Raw genomic sequence first — 16,377 nt, 5'->3', positions numbered from 1 at the left:
GTTTTGTCATGCCACCTCTTGCATCTGTCTGTTCCGCATCAGGGGTTCCACATGTTCGGCAATCACGGCAGGGTCCCACAGGTCTTCGCGGGACAGGATGGGCAGGCCGGTAACTTCCTCGGCCTCGGTCGCCGCAAGCGGAGAGCAACTGACCATACCCGAGATCGCAAAGGGGCTGAGCCCGTGCCAATCCAGCACGATGACCGACCCAAGCGCGCTAAGCGCATCGGGGGCCGCAAATAATATCCCATCAAGCCGGTCCCGGATCGCCTTGCCCTGCAGGACCGCCCGCGTTTCTTGCTGAAACACACCGTCGGCGATCTCGACCACGATAACCTCGGCCCCTTGTTCGGCAGCCGCGGCCACCAGTGTATTAAACCCTTCCTCGATCCGCTCCATCGGTTGGCGATAGGTTGTCGCCATCCCCACATCGGTGAAGTCCGATACCGGCACGCCAGCATCCTCAAAGGAGTTGAAGTCACCGAATGCACCCGTACCGGTCGCCTTGACGCCTGCCACCTTGTAACCTGCAGATTTCAAGCCGTGAGCGAGGCTGGATGCCGCCGTGGTCTTGCCGGAATTCATCGACGCACCAAAGACACCAATGACGGTGGCCGTTTCATTGCGCGGCCGGCTGTCCAGCGCGTAGTCACCGACATTCATGATCCTGCCATCACCATTGATCAGCAATGCAAGGGGTTTCAGAAGGGTTGGTTCATCCATGCGGGCATGCGCGGCCTCAACTGTGCCGGCCACACCGCCGCTGGCGGCAAGGTGAATGAAATCGCTGCCGATCTCGGCCCGGGCCTGAAACTGGTCTGGTGCATAGCGGTCCGCCAGACACAGAACCACCAGATCGCCTGGGTAACTGGTTGAGTTGCGCCGGTCGGCCAATTGGATTTTCTTGTGCTGTCCGATCTCAACGATCCGGCAAAGCAGCAAGTCACCGGCGCTGGCAGCACCCAGATCGGTGCTGAAACTTTGAACATCAGCACGATTGACCCGCCGCGTTGTAAACGCCCATTTGACGGCATCGAGTAGAGTTGTGTCGAAAGAGGTCATAAAGGTCATTGTCATCTTCCTTGTCAGAAACTGTGTATGCTCTGACTTTTGGGCCATCGTGATGACACAAGTTCACCTGCTTTGATGAACTGGGGCGGGACGGTTAGATGAACATCAGATGAAAGCCTGACATCCTGACCACTGAAACCCTGACTTGTCTGCGATCCGATACCGTGCCAGCCTTTGGGCATATTTGACGAAGAGGTTTCGACATGACTCGCTATCTGGTCTCTGTTTTTTGTGCGATTTTCATCGGTTTTCTGGGCAACACGGCCGCAGCAGACGGGCCTGTCCCCGATACCCGCACGATTTATGAACCGGGGATTGATCTGGTTGGCACCGATCTGGCGAACATCTTTGACACTACCTTGCGCACCTGTGAGGCAGCCTGCCTGAATACTGATCGTTGCGAGGCGTTTACATTCAACCAACGTTCGAACGCATGTTTTCCCAAGACAGACATCACAGATGTGATTCCCTTCGATGGTGCCGTATCGGGGCGGGTCTACGCCACTGACCCCGAGGTTCTGGCCAATGCCCAGTCTCGTGCCGCTGATCTATCGTTTCTGAATGCACGCGAATTTATCCGTGCTGCGACATTCATGGAGCTGTCGAACTGGCCGGAACATAGCAACAATTTCCAGCTGCGTCGTGCGGCTGTGAAGGCCCGCGAAACTGACCTGGCCGCAGATTGGCTGGCCTACGGTCGCATTCGGGTTGGGTCGAACAACCGCCCGCATTCCGGTGCACTGACAGCAACCATCACGTCTTATCTGCGGGCAAAGGACGACATCGCGCGGCGCGCCGCAGCGGTATACATGGCCGAGGTTCTGGAAGATCAGGGGCGTGGGCGCACAATGATCCCCGCCCTGCGTCTGGCGCAGGATATCCGCTACAATCGCCAGACCGAGATTGCGCTGGACGATGCAATTGGCAAATACGGTTTCCGTGTTGCCGATACACGGGTGGAAAGCGACAGCGCGACGCCCCGTATCTGTGCCATCTTCAACGAAGATCTGATCAAGGTTGGCACCGATTATGCCCCGTTTGTCCAACTCGCCGATCCGCAATTGGTGGTCAGTGTCAGTGATGCCCAGTTGTGCGTTGAAGGGGTGGAGCATGGCAGCCGCCACCGCATCGTCCTGCGCGAGGGTTTGCCCGCGGCAAGCGGTGAAACCCTGGTGCGCCCGGTCGAACTGACCCTCTATGTCCGCGACCGTTCCCCTGCCGTGCGATTTGTCAGCCGCGCCTATGTGCTGCCCCGGTTGGGCGATATCGCCGTCCCGGTTGAGACCGTGAACCTGACCGAAGTCGAATTGCAGCTGCGCCGCGTCGATGACCGCAACATCATGCGCAGCATTCAGGAGGGTCTGCTGGGCAGCCCGATTTCGCAATATGAAGAGGACTACGTGTCCACCCAGATCGGGGTCGATGTCTGGTCCGGCACGGCAGAGGTCGGGCGCGAGTTGAACCGCGATATCCTGACCCGCATACCGCTCAACGAGGCGTTGGCGGGGGAACCTGCGGGGCTTTATGTTCTGACAGCTGCGGCCAAGGACGCGGATCGTGACAGCCCTGCGGCAACGCAGTGGTTCGTGCTGTCTGACCTGGGTGTGGCCACATATCTGGGCAATGATGGCCTGACCGTTGCCGTCAGATCATTGGGGAGTGCCGACGCATTACCAGAGGCGTCCGTGACCCTTATTTCGCGCAGTAACGCGGTGTTAGGAAATGTCGAAACAGATGCAGACGGCGTGGCCCGTTTTCCCGATGGCCTGACCCGTGGCACAGGCGGCAACGCGCCGGCGCTTGTTACCGTTGAACAGGGGGGCGACATGACTTTCCTGTCGCTGACCGACCCTGCCTTTGATCTTTCAGACCGTGGCGTCGAAGGCCGTGAGCCCAGCCCGCCGATGGATGTGTTTGTCGCCACGGATCGCGGGGCTTATCGTGCGGGCGACACTATTCATGTGACCGCATTGATGCGCGATCAGGGGGCTTATGGTCTGTCGGGTATTCCGCTGACGGCGGTGCTGACCCGCCCGGACGGGGTGGAATATCGCCGTGTGACTTCAACCGATGATCTGTCCGGTGGTCATGTGTTTGCTCTGCCAGTAGCCAGCACGGCCCCGCGCGGGACATGGCGCATTGCGCTATTGGCCGATGTCGATGCGCCGCCCCTGGCCCGCACATCGGTTCTGGTCGAGGATTTTTTGCCGGAACGCATTGATTTTGAAATGGAATTACCGGACCAGATCCGGCTCGGCGATGTGCCAAATCTGCGGATCGACGCCCGCTATCTCTTTGGTGCCATCGGGGCCGACCTGAGCGTGGAGGGTGAGGCGCTTTTGCGTGGGGCCAGCAATGTGGATGGCTATCCGGGTTATCGATTTGGCGAATATGATGCCGCCTTTGACGCCCGGCAAACCTATCTGGACGGAGCAAAAACCGATGCCGATGGTGTCGCCAATCTGGCCGTAGACCTGCCCGATATCAGCGCGTCACAACCGCTGGAACTGCGGGTCACTGCCCGCGTGAAGGAAGGGTCCGGCAGGCCGGTTGAGCGTCAACAGACCGCAGCTGTCCTGCCCGACAAGGTGATGATCGGGATCAAACCGCTGTTTGATGGCGTGATCGCAGAAAACACCGAAGCACCGTTCGAATTGATCGCGCTGAACCCTGACCTGTCGCCCGCCGACATGGAAGTCCAATGGACCATCAACAAGGTCCGAACCCGCTATCAGTGGTACTCGCTGGGCGGCCGCTGGGATTGGGAACCGGTCACCACCCGCACCCGTGTCGCAACAGGCAAAGCGACCCTTGGTGCGACACCCGTGCGCGTCGGGGCCGATGTGGATTGGGGTAGTCACGAGATCATCGTCGAAACCATCGGCGGAGATTATTCCGCCGCGTCGACCCGGTTCTATGCAGGCTGGTATGCAGCGGCGACAGCCGACGACACCCCCGACCTGCTGGAGGCTTCTCTGGACGCCGAAAACTATGTGGTCGGCGATACGGCTACCTTCCGGATCGTGCCTCGCTATGCGGGCACCGCAGTCGTGACCGTCATGTCGGACCGTGTGATTTCCATGCAGGCGGTTCCGGTATCCGAAGGTGAAAACCTGATCACCCTCCCCGTGACCGAAGAATGGGGGGCCGGTGCTTATGTCAGCGCGTCGGTGATCCGCCCGATGGATGTCGCCGCCGGGCGCAATCCGGCCCGCGCGCTGGGCCTGGGCTACGCTGGGGTGGCCCCGGGTGAAAAGGCACTGACCGTGTCCATGACCGCACCTTATGTCATGCAGCCGCGCGGCGCGCTGGATATCGGCATTCAGGTTGATGGGATCAAAGCAGGCGAGACGGCTTATGTCACACTCGCTGCCGTCGATCTGGGCATTCTGAACCTGACAGGGTTCCAGTCACCCGCGCCACAGGACCATTACTTTGGTCAGCGCAAGCTGGGTGTCGAATTGCGCGATGTCTATGGCCGCCTGATCGACGGGCTGAACGGGGCGATGGGCACGATCCGGTCCGGCGGCGACGCGATGTCAAAGGACGGGATGCAAAGCCCGCCACCAACCGAAGAACTGGTGACATTCTTTACCGGCCCGGTAACGGTTGATGCTAACGGGCAGGCGCAGGTCAGTTTCGACGTGCCCGCATTCAACGGCACCATCCGGCTGATGGCAATTGCATGGTCGGATACCGGTGTCGGACAGGCCGAGCAGGACGTCATCGTCCGCGACCCCGTAGTTGTGACCGCCAGCGTGCCACGTTTCCTCGCCCCCGGCGATCAGAGCCGGCTGCTGCTGGAGATCATTCATGCCGATGGTCCGGCAGGAGAGATGGGTCTGAATGTCAGCGCCAACGGTTTGGGCATGGTCTCGCAGATACCGGCAACATTCACGCTGGCTGAGGGTGGAAAGCAGGTGTTCGAAATCCCCTTTGCGGCGTTCGATCCGGGCAATCATTCAATCGACGTGGTCCTGACCACGCCGGACGGGCGCAGCCTGACCAAATCGCTCAACGTCCCGGTTGTGGTCAACGATCCCGAGGTCAGCCGGATCAGCCGATTCACCCTGGCCGCAGGCAGCACGTTCACCTTTAACGATGATGTGTTTGACGGGCTGGCCACAGGCACCGGCAAGGCCACGCTGTCCGCCGGACCCTTGGCGCGGTTCGACGCGCCGGGCCTGCTGAACGCGCTTGACCGCTATCCATATGGCTGCACCGAACAGATCGCATCGCGCGCACTGCCGTTGCTCTACCTCGATGGTGTCGCGACGGCGATGGGTCTGGCGACCCGTGACAAGATTGCCGAAAGGATCGATCAGGCCATTGGCGAGATCACGGCCAATCAGGCGGCCAACGGGGCCTTTGGCCTCTGGCGCCCCAGCTCTGGTGATTTGTGGCTGGATGCCTATGTCACTGATTTCCTGACGCGTGCCCGCGCAGCGGGATACGCAGTACCGGATGTAGCCTATGACAATGCGGTCGCCAATCTGCGCAACGCTGTGAACTACTATCCCGATTTCGACAGCGGTGGATATGATCTGGCCTATGCGCTTTATGTCCTGGCGCGCGAAGGTGAGGCTGCGGTTGGTGATCTGCGCTACTATGCGGATCAGAAAGGCGGGGCTTTTACGTCGCCGCTCGCGCAAGCGCAGCTTGGCGCGGCGCTGGCCCAATATGGCGACCAGCCACGGGCAGATGCCATGTTTGCCCGCGCCGGGCGCAGCTTGCAGGCCCGGTTTGCCCGCGAAGAGCAACTGAATTGGCGTTCTGACTACGGGTCATATCGGCGTGATACGGCGGCCGTTCTCGCACTTGCCGTTGAGGCGGGCAGCAACGCGATTGACCGCGACTCTCTGCTGACGCGGATCGGCAACAACGCGGCCCGCGCATCAACGCAAGAGGCTGCATGGACACTTCTTGCCGCCAATGCGCTGGTCGATGATCTGCGCGAGACCGGTCTGACGATTGATGGGCTGGCCCCTGATGGACCTGTGGTGCAACTGCGCGATGCGCAAGCAAACGCCGCCCCGGTGGCGATCACCAATACCGGCGACCGCCCGACCGAAATTACCGTGACGACATTTGGTGTGCCTGACCAACCCGAACCGGCAGGCGGCAACGGGTATGCGATCGGTCGGACCTATTTCACCATGGAGGGTGAACAGGTCAGTCTGGGCAACGTGCCTGTGGGCACACGTTTGGTTGCGGTGCTGAGTGTACGTCCCTTTGGCAGGCAAGAGGCACGGCTGATGGTCGATGATCCGCTACCTGCCGGGTTCGAGATCGACAACCCGAACCTGTTATCCGGCGGCGAGGTTCCCGTCCTGCAAGGGCTTGACCTGACCCGTGCCGAAAACGCCGAATTCCGCACCGACCGGTTCCTGGCCGCCGTCGACTGGCGATCAAACAAGGCGTTTCAACTGGCATACATCGTGCGGGCGGTGTCGCCCGGACAGTTCCATCATCCCGCCGCCTCGGTTGAGGATATGTACCGCCCGCAGATGCGAGCGCGCACCGATACCGGTCAGGTTACGATTTCCCAGTGACACGCTGGGTCTTCATCCTTGCATTGGCCCTATGGGCCGGTGCCATAGCCCGCGACGGGTTGGACCGGTGGGTTGATGCAACGGTTCTGCCGCCCTTGCAGGTCGCCGTCAGCACCGAACTGCGCGACCGCAACGGCCATCTGCTGCGCGCCTACACCGTCGCTGACGGCCGCTGGCGATTGCCCGTGACGGTGGAGGAGGTGGATCCAACCTATCTGCAAATGCTGATCCGCTACGAAGACAAGCGGTTCGATCACCACAACGGCGTCGACCCGCTCGCCATGACACGCGCTATCGGACAGGCCCTCTGGAATGGCAAGGTTGTGTCGGGCGGATCGACCCTGACAATGCAGGTTGCCCGCCTTCTGGAAGATGGCAGCACCGGTCGATGGTCCGGCAAACTGCGCCAGATCCGAGTCGCGCTGGCACTCGAACGCCACCTGAACAAGGACGAGATACTTGCGCTCTACCTGAACCGCGCGCCCTTCGGCGGCAATATCGAAGGGGTGCGCGCCGCATCTTACGCGTATTTCGACAGACCACCGCGCAGATTGACCCCGGCGCAGGCGGCCCTGCTGGTCGCCCTGCCGCAGTCGCCAGAGACGCGCAGGCCTGACCGCGCGCCCGACACAGCAACAGCCGCCCGCGACATGGTACTGCAGCGTTTGCACTCCGACGGGTTGCTGGATGATGCAACAGTCACCGCCGCCATGCGCGACCCCGTGCGGCCCACGCGGCACATCTTGCCTGCATTCGCACCCCACCTGGCGGATAGGGCAGTCACGGAACGGCCCGACAGCAATCGGCATGACCTGACCTTGCACCTGCCATTGCAAGTGGCGCTGGAACGATTGGCGGCTGATGCTGTCGCGGGCCGCTCCGACGGTGTGCAGATCGCCATGATCGTGGCCGATCATCAAAATGGGCATATGTTGGCCAGTGTTGGTTCTGCCGCCTACAGCGCCGATGCAGGCGGCGGATTCATCGATTTGACGCAAGCCGTCCGGTCGCCCGGGTCCACACTGAAACCGCTGATTTACGGATTGGGGTTTGATCGGGGCCTGATCCATCCCGAAACCCTGATCGCGGACCGGGCCACCGATTTTGATGGCTACGCGCCCCAGAATTTCGACGGTCTTTATCGGGGTGAATTGCGGGTGCGCACCGCCTTGCAGCATTCGCTGAACATCCCGGCGGTCGCCATCACGCAGGCGCTTGGTCCGCATCACCTGCTCGCCGGGCTGCGTCACGCCGGGGCGGACCCGCAGGTGCCGGGCGGTGCGCCGGGGCTTGCCGTGGCGCTGGGCGGGGTTGGCGTGACGCTCGAAGATCTGGTGCGGCTTTATGCGGCGATCGGGAATGGTGGCACCGCCGTCGATTTGCGCTGGTACGATGATGCAACGCCCGGCTTTGCCCCCCGGTCTGTAATCAATCGCGCTGCCGCCTGGCATATCGCTGATATCCTGCTTGATGCGCCGCGCCCGCCGAATGTGCAGGGGACCGGGATTGCCTTCAAGACGGGCACATCCTACGGGCACCGCGATGCATGGGCGCTTGGTTTTGACGGGCGGCATGTGGTCGGCGTCTGGATGGGGCGGCCGGACGGCACGCCGGTCCCCGGCGCCTTCGGGGGCGATCTGGCGGCACCGGTCCTGTTCGACGCATTTGCCCGGATCAAGCCGCAGGTGGACCAGATCAGCCCGCCACCGCATGAAACCTTGATGCTGCCTACCGCACAACTGCCCCGGCATTTACAACAATTCGGGGCGGCAGAGGTGGCAACCAATACACCCCGCATCGCCTTTCCACCGGACGGGGCAGTGCTGGAAGACGGGCTTTTGACACTGAAAGTGCGCGATGGCCGCGCACCCTATGTCTGGCTAGCGAACGGACAACCGGTAGCCCGCACGCACCGCACTCAGGTTGATATCGACGCCCCCGGTGTCGGTTTTTCTTCACTGACCGTGATTGATGCCGATGGGCAGTCGGCCCGCGCGCAAGTGACGCTGCGCTAATCAGTCAAGCGACCGCGTGAAGCTGGTATTTGCAGACCCCGAAGTCAGCTGGCTCAGCACCCGGCCCCACCTTGTAATCGGCTGTTCGGCGACAAAGATAATGTCACCGGGGCGCATTTCGAACCGGGGGGCGAGCGTGAAGTTGGCCGCATTGCGCCCGTCCAGACGCCACGCTGTCACGCCACTTGCATGCCTGCGCAAGACGTAGATTTGTGAAACGTCACCTGTGATAATCGGCACCCCGTCGCCTGCACCAACCAGTGCATCGGCAAGACTGGCCTGCTGTTCAAACGGGAGCGGATAGCGGGATTGCTTCGCGACCTCTCCCATCAGATAGACGTAATCGCGTGTTATGGCCCCAAGATCGGCGCGGGTGCGAAATGTCTCGCGCGCCTCGTTCAGTTCGTTGCGGCGCAGGGCAACCTCTGTCGAAAGTTCGAGCAGGGCGGTCTCGCGGGTCTCTGCCCGAAGTTGTGCCAATGCAATCTGCTGTTCGAAATAGGCTTGCGCCCGGGTCAGATCGGTGTCTGCATCGATATGAAGACTGTCACCATCCTTAAGTCGCAACCGTTGCAGGTCAGCCCGGGCGCGATACTGGTCCAACGGGATCTGATAGAGCGTGCCATCCCGGTATAGCCGCAGAACGCCGTCCTGCTGGCCGGACAAGGCCATGCCTCCCGCCCGCGCGACGGCTTCGTTGAGGTAAAGCGGCGTAAGGGTGACAGGAATGACGGCCGGTTCAGCCACAGCGCCACCAACGGACACCTTTCGCGCGTTAAACGCAGAAATCTCGAGCCCGAAGACAGGGTCAACCTGGCTTTCCGCAAAGCGCTGGAACAACAGCGCCTCGGCCTGTTGCAGGGTCATGCCAGCCAATTGGACACGTCCGACATTGGGAATGTTGATCGCCCCGTCATCCTGTACCGCGTAACCCTGACCAGCGCTTTGGGCAGCAAAACGACCTGACACATCGTCATTGGCCAATCCCGCCGCAGGCATGGTCAGTTGCAGAACGTCACTGACGCCGATCAGGTAAGGACCCGGGTCCACGTCTTCCGGAATGCGGGTGGGGAAACTAGGCATTGCTGCGGGAAGTGGCAAGGCGCCCTCTGGCACTGGCCCACTGCCGCGGGGGGCTGTCCCGGTACCTGCTGTGACATCGAAAACGGATGGCAGGGCGCGGGGCCGATAGATCGAACTGTTGGCCCTGGCGACGACCTCTTCCGTGATATCGACAACCTCGACCTGCGCCCCGGCGGTCACTTGCGGGCTTTGATATACCGCGCCGCACCCGCCCGACAGGGCCATGGCAAGGATGAGTGATAAAAGGCGCAAGACGAAATCCCTATTCCGGTTATGGGCATAACCCAATCCAGATTGGTGAAATATTCGTTAACTTTGCCTTAGAAAGGTTAATTTCCGTCAGATGTATGGCCCAAACGCTCAATACTGCCCAACAGGGCGTTAGCGCTGTTCAGCGCGGCCCCGGTGGCCTGCAGCATCTGTGGCAGAAGCATCCATTCGAGGGTCCACGCCGCGCCAGACCGTTCCTGTTCATGCACCATCGCCTGATGCATCCCGGATAGTTGCGTTGCGTTGAAGCGTGCCAAGGTTATCAAAAGCTCGGCGTGAATAGGGTTATTCTTGTGTGCCATCGCCGATGATTGGCCACCGGAGGACAACTGAATGTCATCAATACCCTGCTGCGCCATCAAAGCGATATCCTGCCCCATCTTGCCGAGCGATCCCGTTATCAGTGACAGGACATTCGCGAAATCGGCGACATGGGCGCGCATGGCATGAGGGGCCTTTCCCGGCAGGTCCAGCTGAAATGCGGTAGCCATATGCCGGGCGACGTCATCGTTAGTCCGTGTGCCGACAGGCCCACCTATGGACAGGATTTCGATCGGTCGGCGTGACGTCGTCAAACGATCCAGATGAGCCGCGAGCGGGATGCGCCATGTATCCAGCCTATCGGCGACGCTGACGGGCAGAGCGGCCTGCATCCGGGTGCGCCCCATCAAAATGCGGTCACCGTGGGTCTGACTGATTTGCTGCAGATCACTGACCAACCGGCGCAGCCTGCCCAGAAAATCCTCGATGATCGCCTTGATACTCAGGACAAACGCGGTGTCGATCACGTCCTGCGACGTCAGCCCGGTGTGAAGCGCATCATGGAATTCCTCTGGCAGTTGCGCCTTGAGTTGGCGGATCAATGCGGGAACCACCATACCGTCCTGCCCAGTGCCCTGCCGCAGCATGTCCATATCGAGATTTGGATTGGCAAGCAGTTCATCCACCACCGCCGCGGCTTCTGCCGAGATCTGACCAGTGGCATGCAAAGCGGCAGTATAGGCCCGTTCAACCCCCAACATGTTGTGCAATTGCTGCGGCGCTGCCAGTGCCGCATTGGTCGCGGCATCGCCGAAAAGGCTGCCAAGCCATGGGTGTGTAAAAACGTCAGCCATGGCTGCATCCCTTTCATTCAGTGCCCATACTGTTCAAAAACGTCAACCTTGCAAGTCACCAGCTAATCAGAATGATGCTCTGCATTACACTGCGCAACGGGTACGAAGACCGAAGGCACCCCCACCGTACTCCTTATTCATTGATGCCCCCATACAAGATTTCCATCACACAGAACTCATCAACATGATGGCTCGGTCTTATTGAAAGGTAAGGAGAAGCTGACTTGTCAAACAAGGCCGGACAGCGCTTAATCGGTTAAGTGGCTGCCGGATTCATGTCTGGCGGATTGCTGTTGTAATCGCAGGACGCCGTAAGGTGATCCGCGAACGCGGCAGCAAGAACAAGTCAGCTGTTTTGCAGGGGGTCAGGGGTGGCTCGCTTGAGCCGGAGTTCGGATCAAGAGAGCCTCAAAAAAACGATAAATGTCGGAAATCGCAAAATGGCTCAGTGAGGCCAATCTGGAAAAATACGCCGAGACGTTTCGCGCCGCCGCCATTGAGATGGATGTGGTCGGAGAGCTGAGCGAGGCGGACCTGATTGAACTGGGTCTGCCGCTGGGCGACCGGCGTCGTCTGCGCCGATTGCTGAAAATGCGTCCTCCGACAGGCGTCGGCACCGGCAGCACAACTGCCACCGACATAGCAACAATGACCGCTGAACATCGTCAGATCACCGTACTGTTTTGCGATCTCGTCGGTTGGACCGCCCTGTCCAGACGGCATAATCCTGAGGATCTGAGCGATGCCTTGAATGAGTGCCGCGCGCTTTGGACCGCAGCGATCGAGCGTTACGATGGCTTTGTCGCGCAGCATCTGGGCGATGGGCTGATGGCCTATTTCGGCCACCCGCAGGCCCATGAGGACGACGCGGAACGCGCCATTCTTGCCGGCCTTGATATCGTTGCCGCGATGGAGCAATTGCAGCAGTCAAAGGCACGCTCAATCAACCAGAGCCTTGCCATCCGGGTCGGCATCGCCACCGGCAAGGTGCTGGTTAACAAAACCACCACCGGCGCCCTGAAAGAAGTGGACGTTCTGGGCTATACGCCCAATTTCGCCGCCCGCCTGCAGGCGCTTGCCAGCGCAAACTCCGTCCTGGTCAGCGCAACAACAGCATCGCTCGCCCGGCACCGCTTTCACTTTGCCGAACGCGCCGATGTGGAAATCAAAGGGGTTGAAGGCAAGGTCAGCATCTTCGAGGTGATCCGCCGCGTCCGCAGTGATGAGGTGCTCGCCAGCTATGTTGACAGCCTGCATTTGCCGGTCGTCGGGCGGATGCACGAGATCGGGCTGCTGGAAGATCGCTGGCATGCATCGCAGCAGGGCGAAGGGCAGGTCGTGATCCTGTCTGGTGAGGCTGGCATTGGCAAATCGCGCACTGCTGACACGTTGTTTGAAAAGGTGAACGGGTTTGGAACCATCCGCATCCGGCTGAACTGTTCGTCGTACTATTCCAACAGTTCGCTGCACCCGATCGTCGACTATGTTCTGACCCGCGCCTCCATCGCCGACAACGATCCGCCGACCGAAAAGTCAAAGAAGCTGAACAGCTTTCTTCTGACGCGCAACATCTCTGATGAGCAGGATCATTTGCTGTTCGCCGACCTTCTGTCGATCCCGGGTGATATCGAACGCCTGCCCACCATGTCGTCAGAGCGGCAGAAAAAGGAAACCTTCAAAAGTATTGCAAAGCTTTTGCTGCACGCGGCTGATATTCGTCCGACTGTGATCATCTTTGAAGACGCCCATTGGGCCGATCCCACATCGCTGGAACTGCTTGAGGCTCTGTCGGTGCAGGTCCAGTCCCGCAGCGCATTGCTGATCGTCACCACTCGGGATGATCAGGCAATGCCCTTCAAAAAACTGCCCAACGTCACCAGCCTGCAACTCAGCCGTCTGACCCGGTCACAGGCCAGTGAAATCATCCGCAATATCTCTCCTCAGGTGCCGTTGGCCGACATGCTTGTCGATCAGATCCTCGAAAAGTCCGATGGTATTCCGTTGTTCCTTGAGGAAATCACAAAGACCGTCTGCGCCAATGTCAGTACCGACGGCAATACTGACCCTGCGGACACGTTCGGACAGATGTCCATTCCGGCCAGCTTGTATGATTCCCTGATGTCGCGTTTGGACAGCTTTCCCGAAATGCGGAACACTGTTGGTTGTGCTGCAACCATCGGCCGGGAATTTTCCGGCGCACTTCTGGCTGATGTCCTGAAGATTGGGCAGCAAGAGGCCCAACGCAGATGTACCATCCTGATCGAGGCCGGCCTTGTTTTTCAACATCGCCGCCGGTCAGAGGCGAGCTATATCTTCAAGCATGCGCTGGTGCAGGATGCCGTTTACGAAAGCATGACCCGCAGCGACCGCAAGGCATTACACGGCAAAATCGCCGCCAGTTTGCAAAGTGCATTTCCCAATGTGGTCGAACAGGCGCCCGAAATTCTGGCACAGCACTACGACAGGGCTGGCGATGCTGAAAACGCGGCCACTTACTGGGAAAAGGCCGGCCGTTTCGCGATGGAGCATTCTGCCACCAAGGAAGCAACCGCACATCTCAAGCGGGCGATCGACATCCTTGACACGCAGCCCGACGAACCTACCCGCATCCGTCGCAAGATGTCTTTGCTGACGGCCTATGGGGCCGCCCTGACCAGTGTGAAAGGTTACACCGCGTCCGAGACGGTAGACGCCTATCAGCGGGCCTGGGCGCTTTCAGAAGCATTCGATGATCCATCCTATTTCCACGAAATCATCTATGGGATGTGGAATTCTGCGCAGGTCGGGTCCGACTATGACTATGCGCAGTCGCTGGCGGACATGTGTCTCAAATACGCCAACAAGAACGGCGATGATGTATCCTGCCTTGTGGCCTATAACCTTTGCGGTGTGACCGCAGTTCTGCGCGGACAGCATGAAAGCGCAGGCAAGTATCTGGAAAAATCTGTCGAGATTTATGATCCCGTCCGCTTCCAGTCTCTGGCGCTCAGCACCGGCGAAGATCCGGGCGTGGAAAGCATGTCGTACCTGGCATTGAACCGTTGGTTCGTTGGCGATGCTAAGGCGGCCCTCGGTTATGCGGACCGCTCAATCACAATGGCCCGGGAACTGGCCTATCAGCATTCGCTGATCTACGCGCTGTCGATGACAGGCGCGTTGCTGCACTTTGTCTCCATGCCCGATGACCTGATCCGCCGGGCCGATGAGATCATCAGCCTCGCCAAGAAGCAGGATTATCCGTTCTTTGTCGAATGGGCGCAGAACCTGAAGGGCTGGGCGCTGGTCGAAAACGGCCAGCATGATGAAGGCGCGGCCCTTATGGCCAACAAATGGGATCAGGGATTTTCAAAACTGCTGCTGTCCAAGGTCTGCCTGCGCACCGGACAGATCGACGAAGGGCTGGATGGGATCGACAGATTGATCGCAAGCCAACCCTGCTATGCCCCCGAGGCGCAGCGGGTCAAGGGCGAGTTACTGCTGCTGGGGTCGGATGAAGACCGTCAACGGGCACGGCAGTGTTTTCTGGACGCTCTGCGTATTGCCAAAGGCCAAGGCGCTGCATCATTGGCATTGAGGGCCGCGATTAGTCTTGCCAGATCAGAGACAATAGTGGGAATGTCAGACGAGACGACCGATACGCTCAGGCAGTCATTGACGGCTGTGAAGGACAATTTGGTTACTCGTGACCTATTGCAGGCGAATGAATTATTGAACGCACGCATGAAAAGGATTTCCACGGATGCATAATGCTGAAGTCGATGACCGCTTCGCTGCCGAAGCTGAGGCATTGCAGACATTTACAAAATTGGCCCGTAACGACCAGACGCTTCGGATGCACAACGTATCCGCCGATCAGCTTTTCGCAAAGCAGCTGACGCCAACATCGTATGATCGCCAGACCTTGTTTCATAAAATGGCGCGCCAGGAACCAGCGCTTTTTGACGATTTCCCTGACCCACTGCAACCCACCACCATGGGCGTATTTCAGAACGGTGCCGACGGGGTGGTCAAACGGCTTTTGCGCAGTGAAAGCACCGACAGCTATCCGGTGCGGTTCGGGCGTGGCGATAGTCAGCAACACCTCACAATCTCGGAGATCATGCGCCGCTGGCGCGCGTCTGGCACGGTGCTCGGGATTACCGATCTGCCGGTCAGGACCAGCGATTTGGGCGACATCTTCGATCAGGATTTCCTGGCCCCTTGGAACATGATGCCACTGGCGAGCGCTCCGATCAAAGAATTGGAGATGCTGACCTCGGTGATCAGTACTGCCGGTAAACTGACCGATTCACATTCCGACGACATGGCAGTCTGCAACCATTGCTTTGTCGGCAAGAAGCTGTGGTTTGCCTGGGACACATATGAAGGTCTGGAAGCCGGGATCGAGGATGTGGAGCGCGTCGAGGTGCAGGGCCGGGCGGCATTCTCACTTGAACAGTTTTTGACCCTTGATGAAGCGTTCTGGTTCTTTGTCGAACCGGGCGAAACGATCTTTCTGCCAGGCAAGTACACGCATCGCGTCTACACTCTGGAAGACTACATTGGCGTAGGCAGTTTCTACGTCAGCTTGCTGAACGTCCTTCACACCGCATCACGCTGGCACATCAACGGCTCGCTTTGGGACAAGGACACCAGCGACCAGAAGGGCCAGCTTGTCGATGACCTGTTCATGATCGCGACAGAATGCCTTGCCGCACTTGATGATGCCGATCCAGAGCTGCGACAGGCCTGGGGCTGCGATGCCATACCTGATGCGATCCGGCATTGGGAAAACGCCTACGCGCCGCGCGTTACGGGACGTCCATCAATGAAGGCGTTTGTCGGTGCCATGAAAGACGCCGCACAAAGGTCGTGAAAAAGCGTCTGGGGCCAGCATGGCTGTCGGCCCCAAAATCATCCTCTTACTTATGAGGGTTCTTCCGCGTTGGCGCTTCTTCATCCGGCTGTGGCGGTGCCTCTTCCGGGGTCTCCTTACCGGGTGTTTTCTTGGTGGGATTCTTTTTCTTCTTCGTCGGCGTCTTCTTGGTGCCGCCGCCACCCGCACGCAGGTCATGCAGGCATTTCAGTGCCGCCGTGATATCCTCGATCTGGGCAACTGCAGAGTTCTGGGATCGCAGCAAAATTTCTTCGATTTTTCCAAGATGCTCCGGTGACAATTCGCTCAGGTCTGTTTCAAGTACAAATAATGTAAGATCGCTCAAAGCCATTCTCCTTTTAACTACATAAGAGCATGCTTCGCTCGTGACGCCCGGTCAAGTGAATAGAACAACG

Annotated in this window: 8 protein-coding genes; 4 read left to right on the top strand and 4 right to left on the bottom strand. The window is 59.4% G+C overall.

Annotated elements, in window-relative coordinates; translation table 11 throughout:
- Nucleotides 1-6 precede the first annotated feature (6 nt).
- Nucleotides 7-1,071, bottom strand: coding sequence for a hypothetical protein (locus tag ACFWW2_RS25130; protein WP_393933108.1), 1,065 nt, complete (start codon nucleotides 1,069-1,071; stop codon nucleotides 7-9).
- 203 nt (nucleotides 1,072-1,274) lie between these two features.
- Here ACFWW2_RS25130 and ACFWW2_RS25125 point away from each other — a divergent pair, with 203 nt between their 5' ends.
- Nucleotides 1,275-6,623: an alpha-2-macroglobulin family protein gene (locus ACFWW2_RS25125; protein WP_393933106.1), complete on the top strand. Its 5,349-nt coding sequence runs from the start codon at nucleotides 1,275-1,277 to the stop codon at nucleotides 6,621-6,623.
- Nucleotides 6,620-8,638: a penicillin-binding protein 1C gene (gene pbpC / locus ACFWW2_RS25120; RefSeq protein ID WP_393933104.1), complete on the top strand. Its 2,019-nt coding sequence runs from the start codon at nucleotides 6,620-6,622 to the stop codon at nucleotides 8,636-8,638. Before ACFWW2_RS25125 ends, pbpC begins: the two co-directional genes overlap by 4 nt.
- Here the strand turns inward: pbpC and ACFWW2_RS25115 are convergent, their stop codons facing one another.
- Together ACFWW2_RS25115 and ACFWW2_RS25110 are read right to left on the bottom strand one after the other, a co-directional pair.
- Complete coding sequence (locus tag ACFWW2_RS25115) at nucleotides 8,639-9,973, bottom strand: polysaccharide biosynthesis/export family protein (protein ID WP_393933102.1); 1,335 nt, start codon at nucleotides 9,971-9,973, stop codon at nucleotides 8,639-8,641.
- 77 nt (nucleotides 9,974-10,050) lie between these two features.
- Complete coding sequence (locus ACFWW2_RS25110; protein WP_393933100.1) at nucleotides 10,051-11,106, bottom strand: 3-carboxy-cis,cis-muconate cycloisomerase; 1,056 nt, start codon at nucleotides 11,104-11,106, stop codon at nucleotides 10,051-10,053.
- 423 nt (nucleotides 11,107-11,529) lie between these two features.
- Between ACFWW2_RS25110 and ACFWW2_RS25105 the strand changes: the two genes are divergently transcribed.
- Complete coding sequence (locus ACFWW2_RS25105; protein WP_393933098.1) at nucleotides 11,530-14,853, top strand: adenylate/guanylate cyclase domain-containing protein; 3,324 nt, start codon at nucleotides 11,530-11,532, stop codon at nucleotides 14,851-14,853.
- A complete protein-coding gene (locus ACFWW2_RS25100; RefSeq protein WP_393933096.1) occupies nucleotides 14,846-15,961 on the top strand; it encodes a hypothetical protein in 1,116 nt (371 codons plus the stop codon). Before ACFWW2_RS25105 ends, ACFWW2_RS25100 begins: the two co-directional genes overlap by 8 nt.
- Before the next feature lie 46 nt (nucleotides 15,962-16,007).
- On the opposite strand, the gene ACFWW2_RS25095 is transcribed toward ACFWW2_RS25100, so the two are convergent.
- Nucleotides 16,008-16,307, bottom strand: a complete 300-nt coding sequence (locus ACFWW2_RS25095; RefSeq protein ID WP_393933094.1) for a hypothetical protein — start codon at nucleotides 16,305-16,307, stop codon at nucleotides 16,008-16,010.
- Nucleotides 16,308-16,377 lie beyond the last annotated feature (70 nt).

The sequence above is a fragment of the Yoonia sp. R2-816 genome (assembly GCF_046762905.1).
Lineage (GTDB): Bacteria > Pseudomonadota > Alphaproteobacteria > Rhodobacterales > Rhodobacteraceae > Yoonia.
The sequence above is the reverse complement of the archived record's forward strand: the minus strand, read 5'-3'. Positions and strand labels throughout refer to the sequence as shown.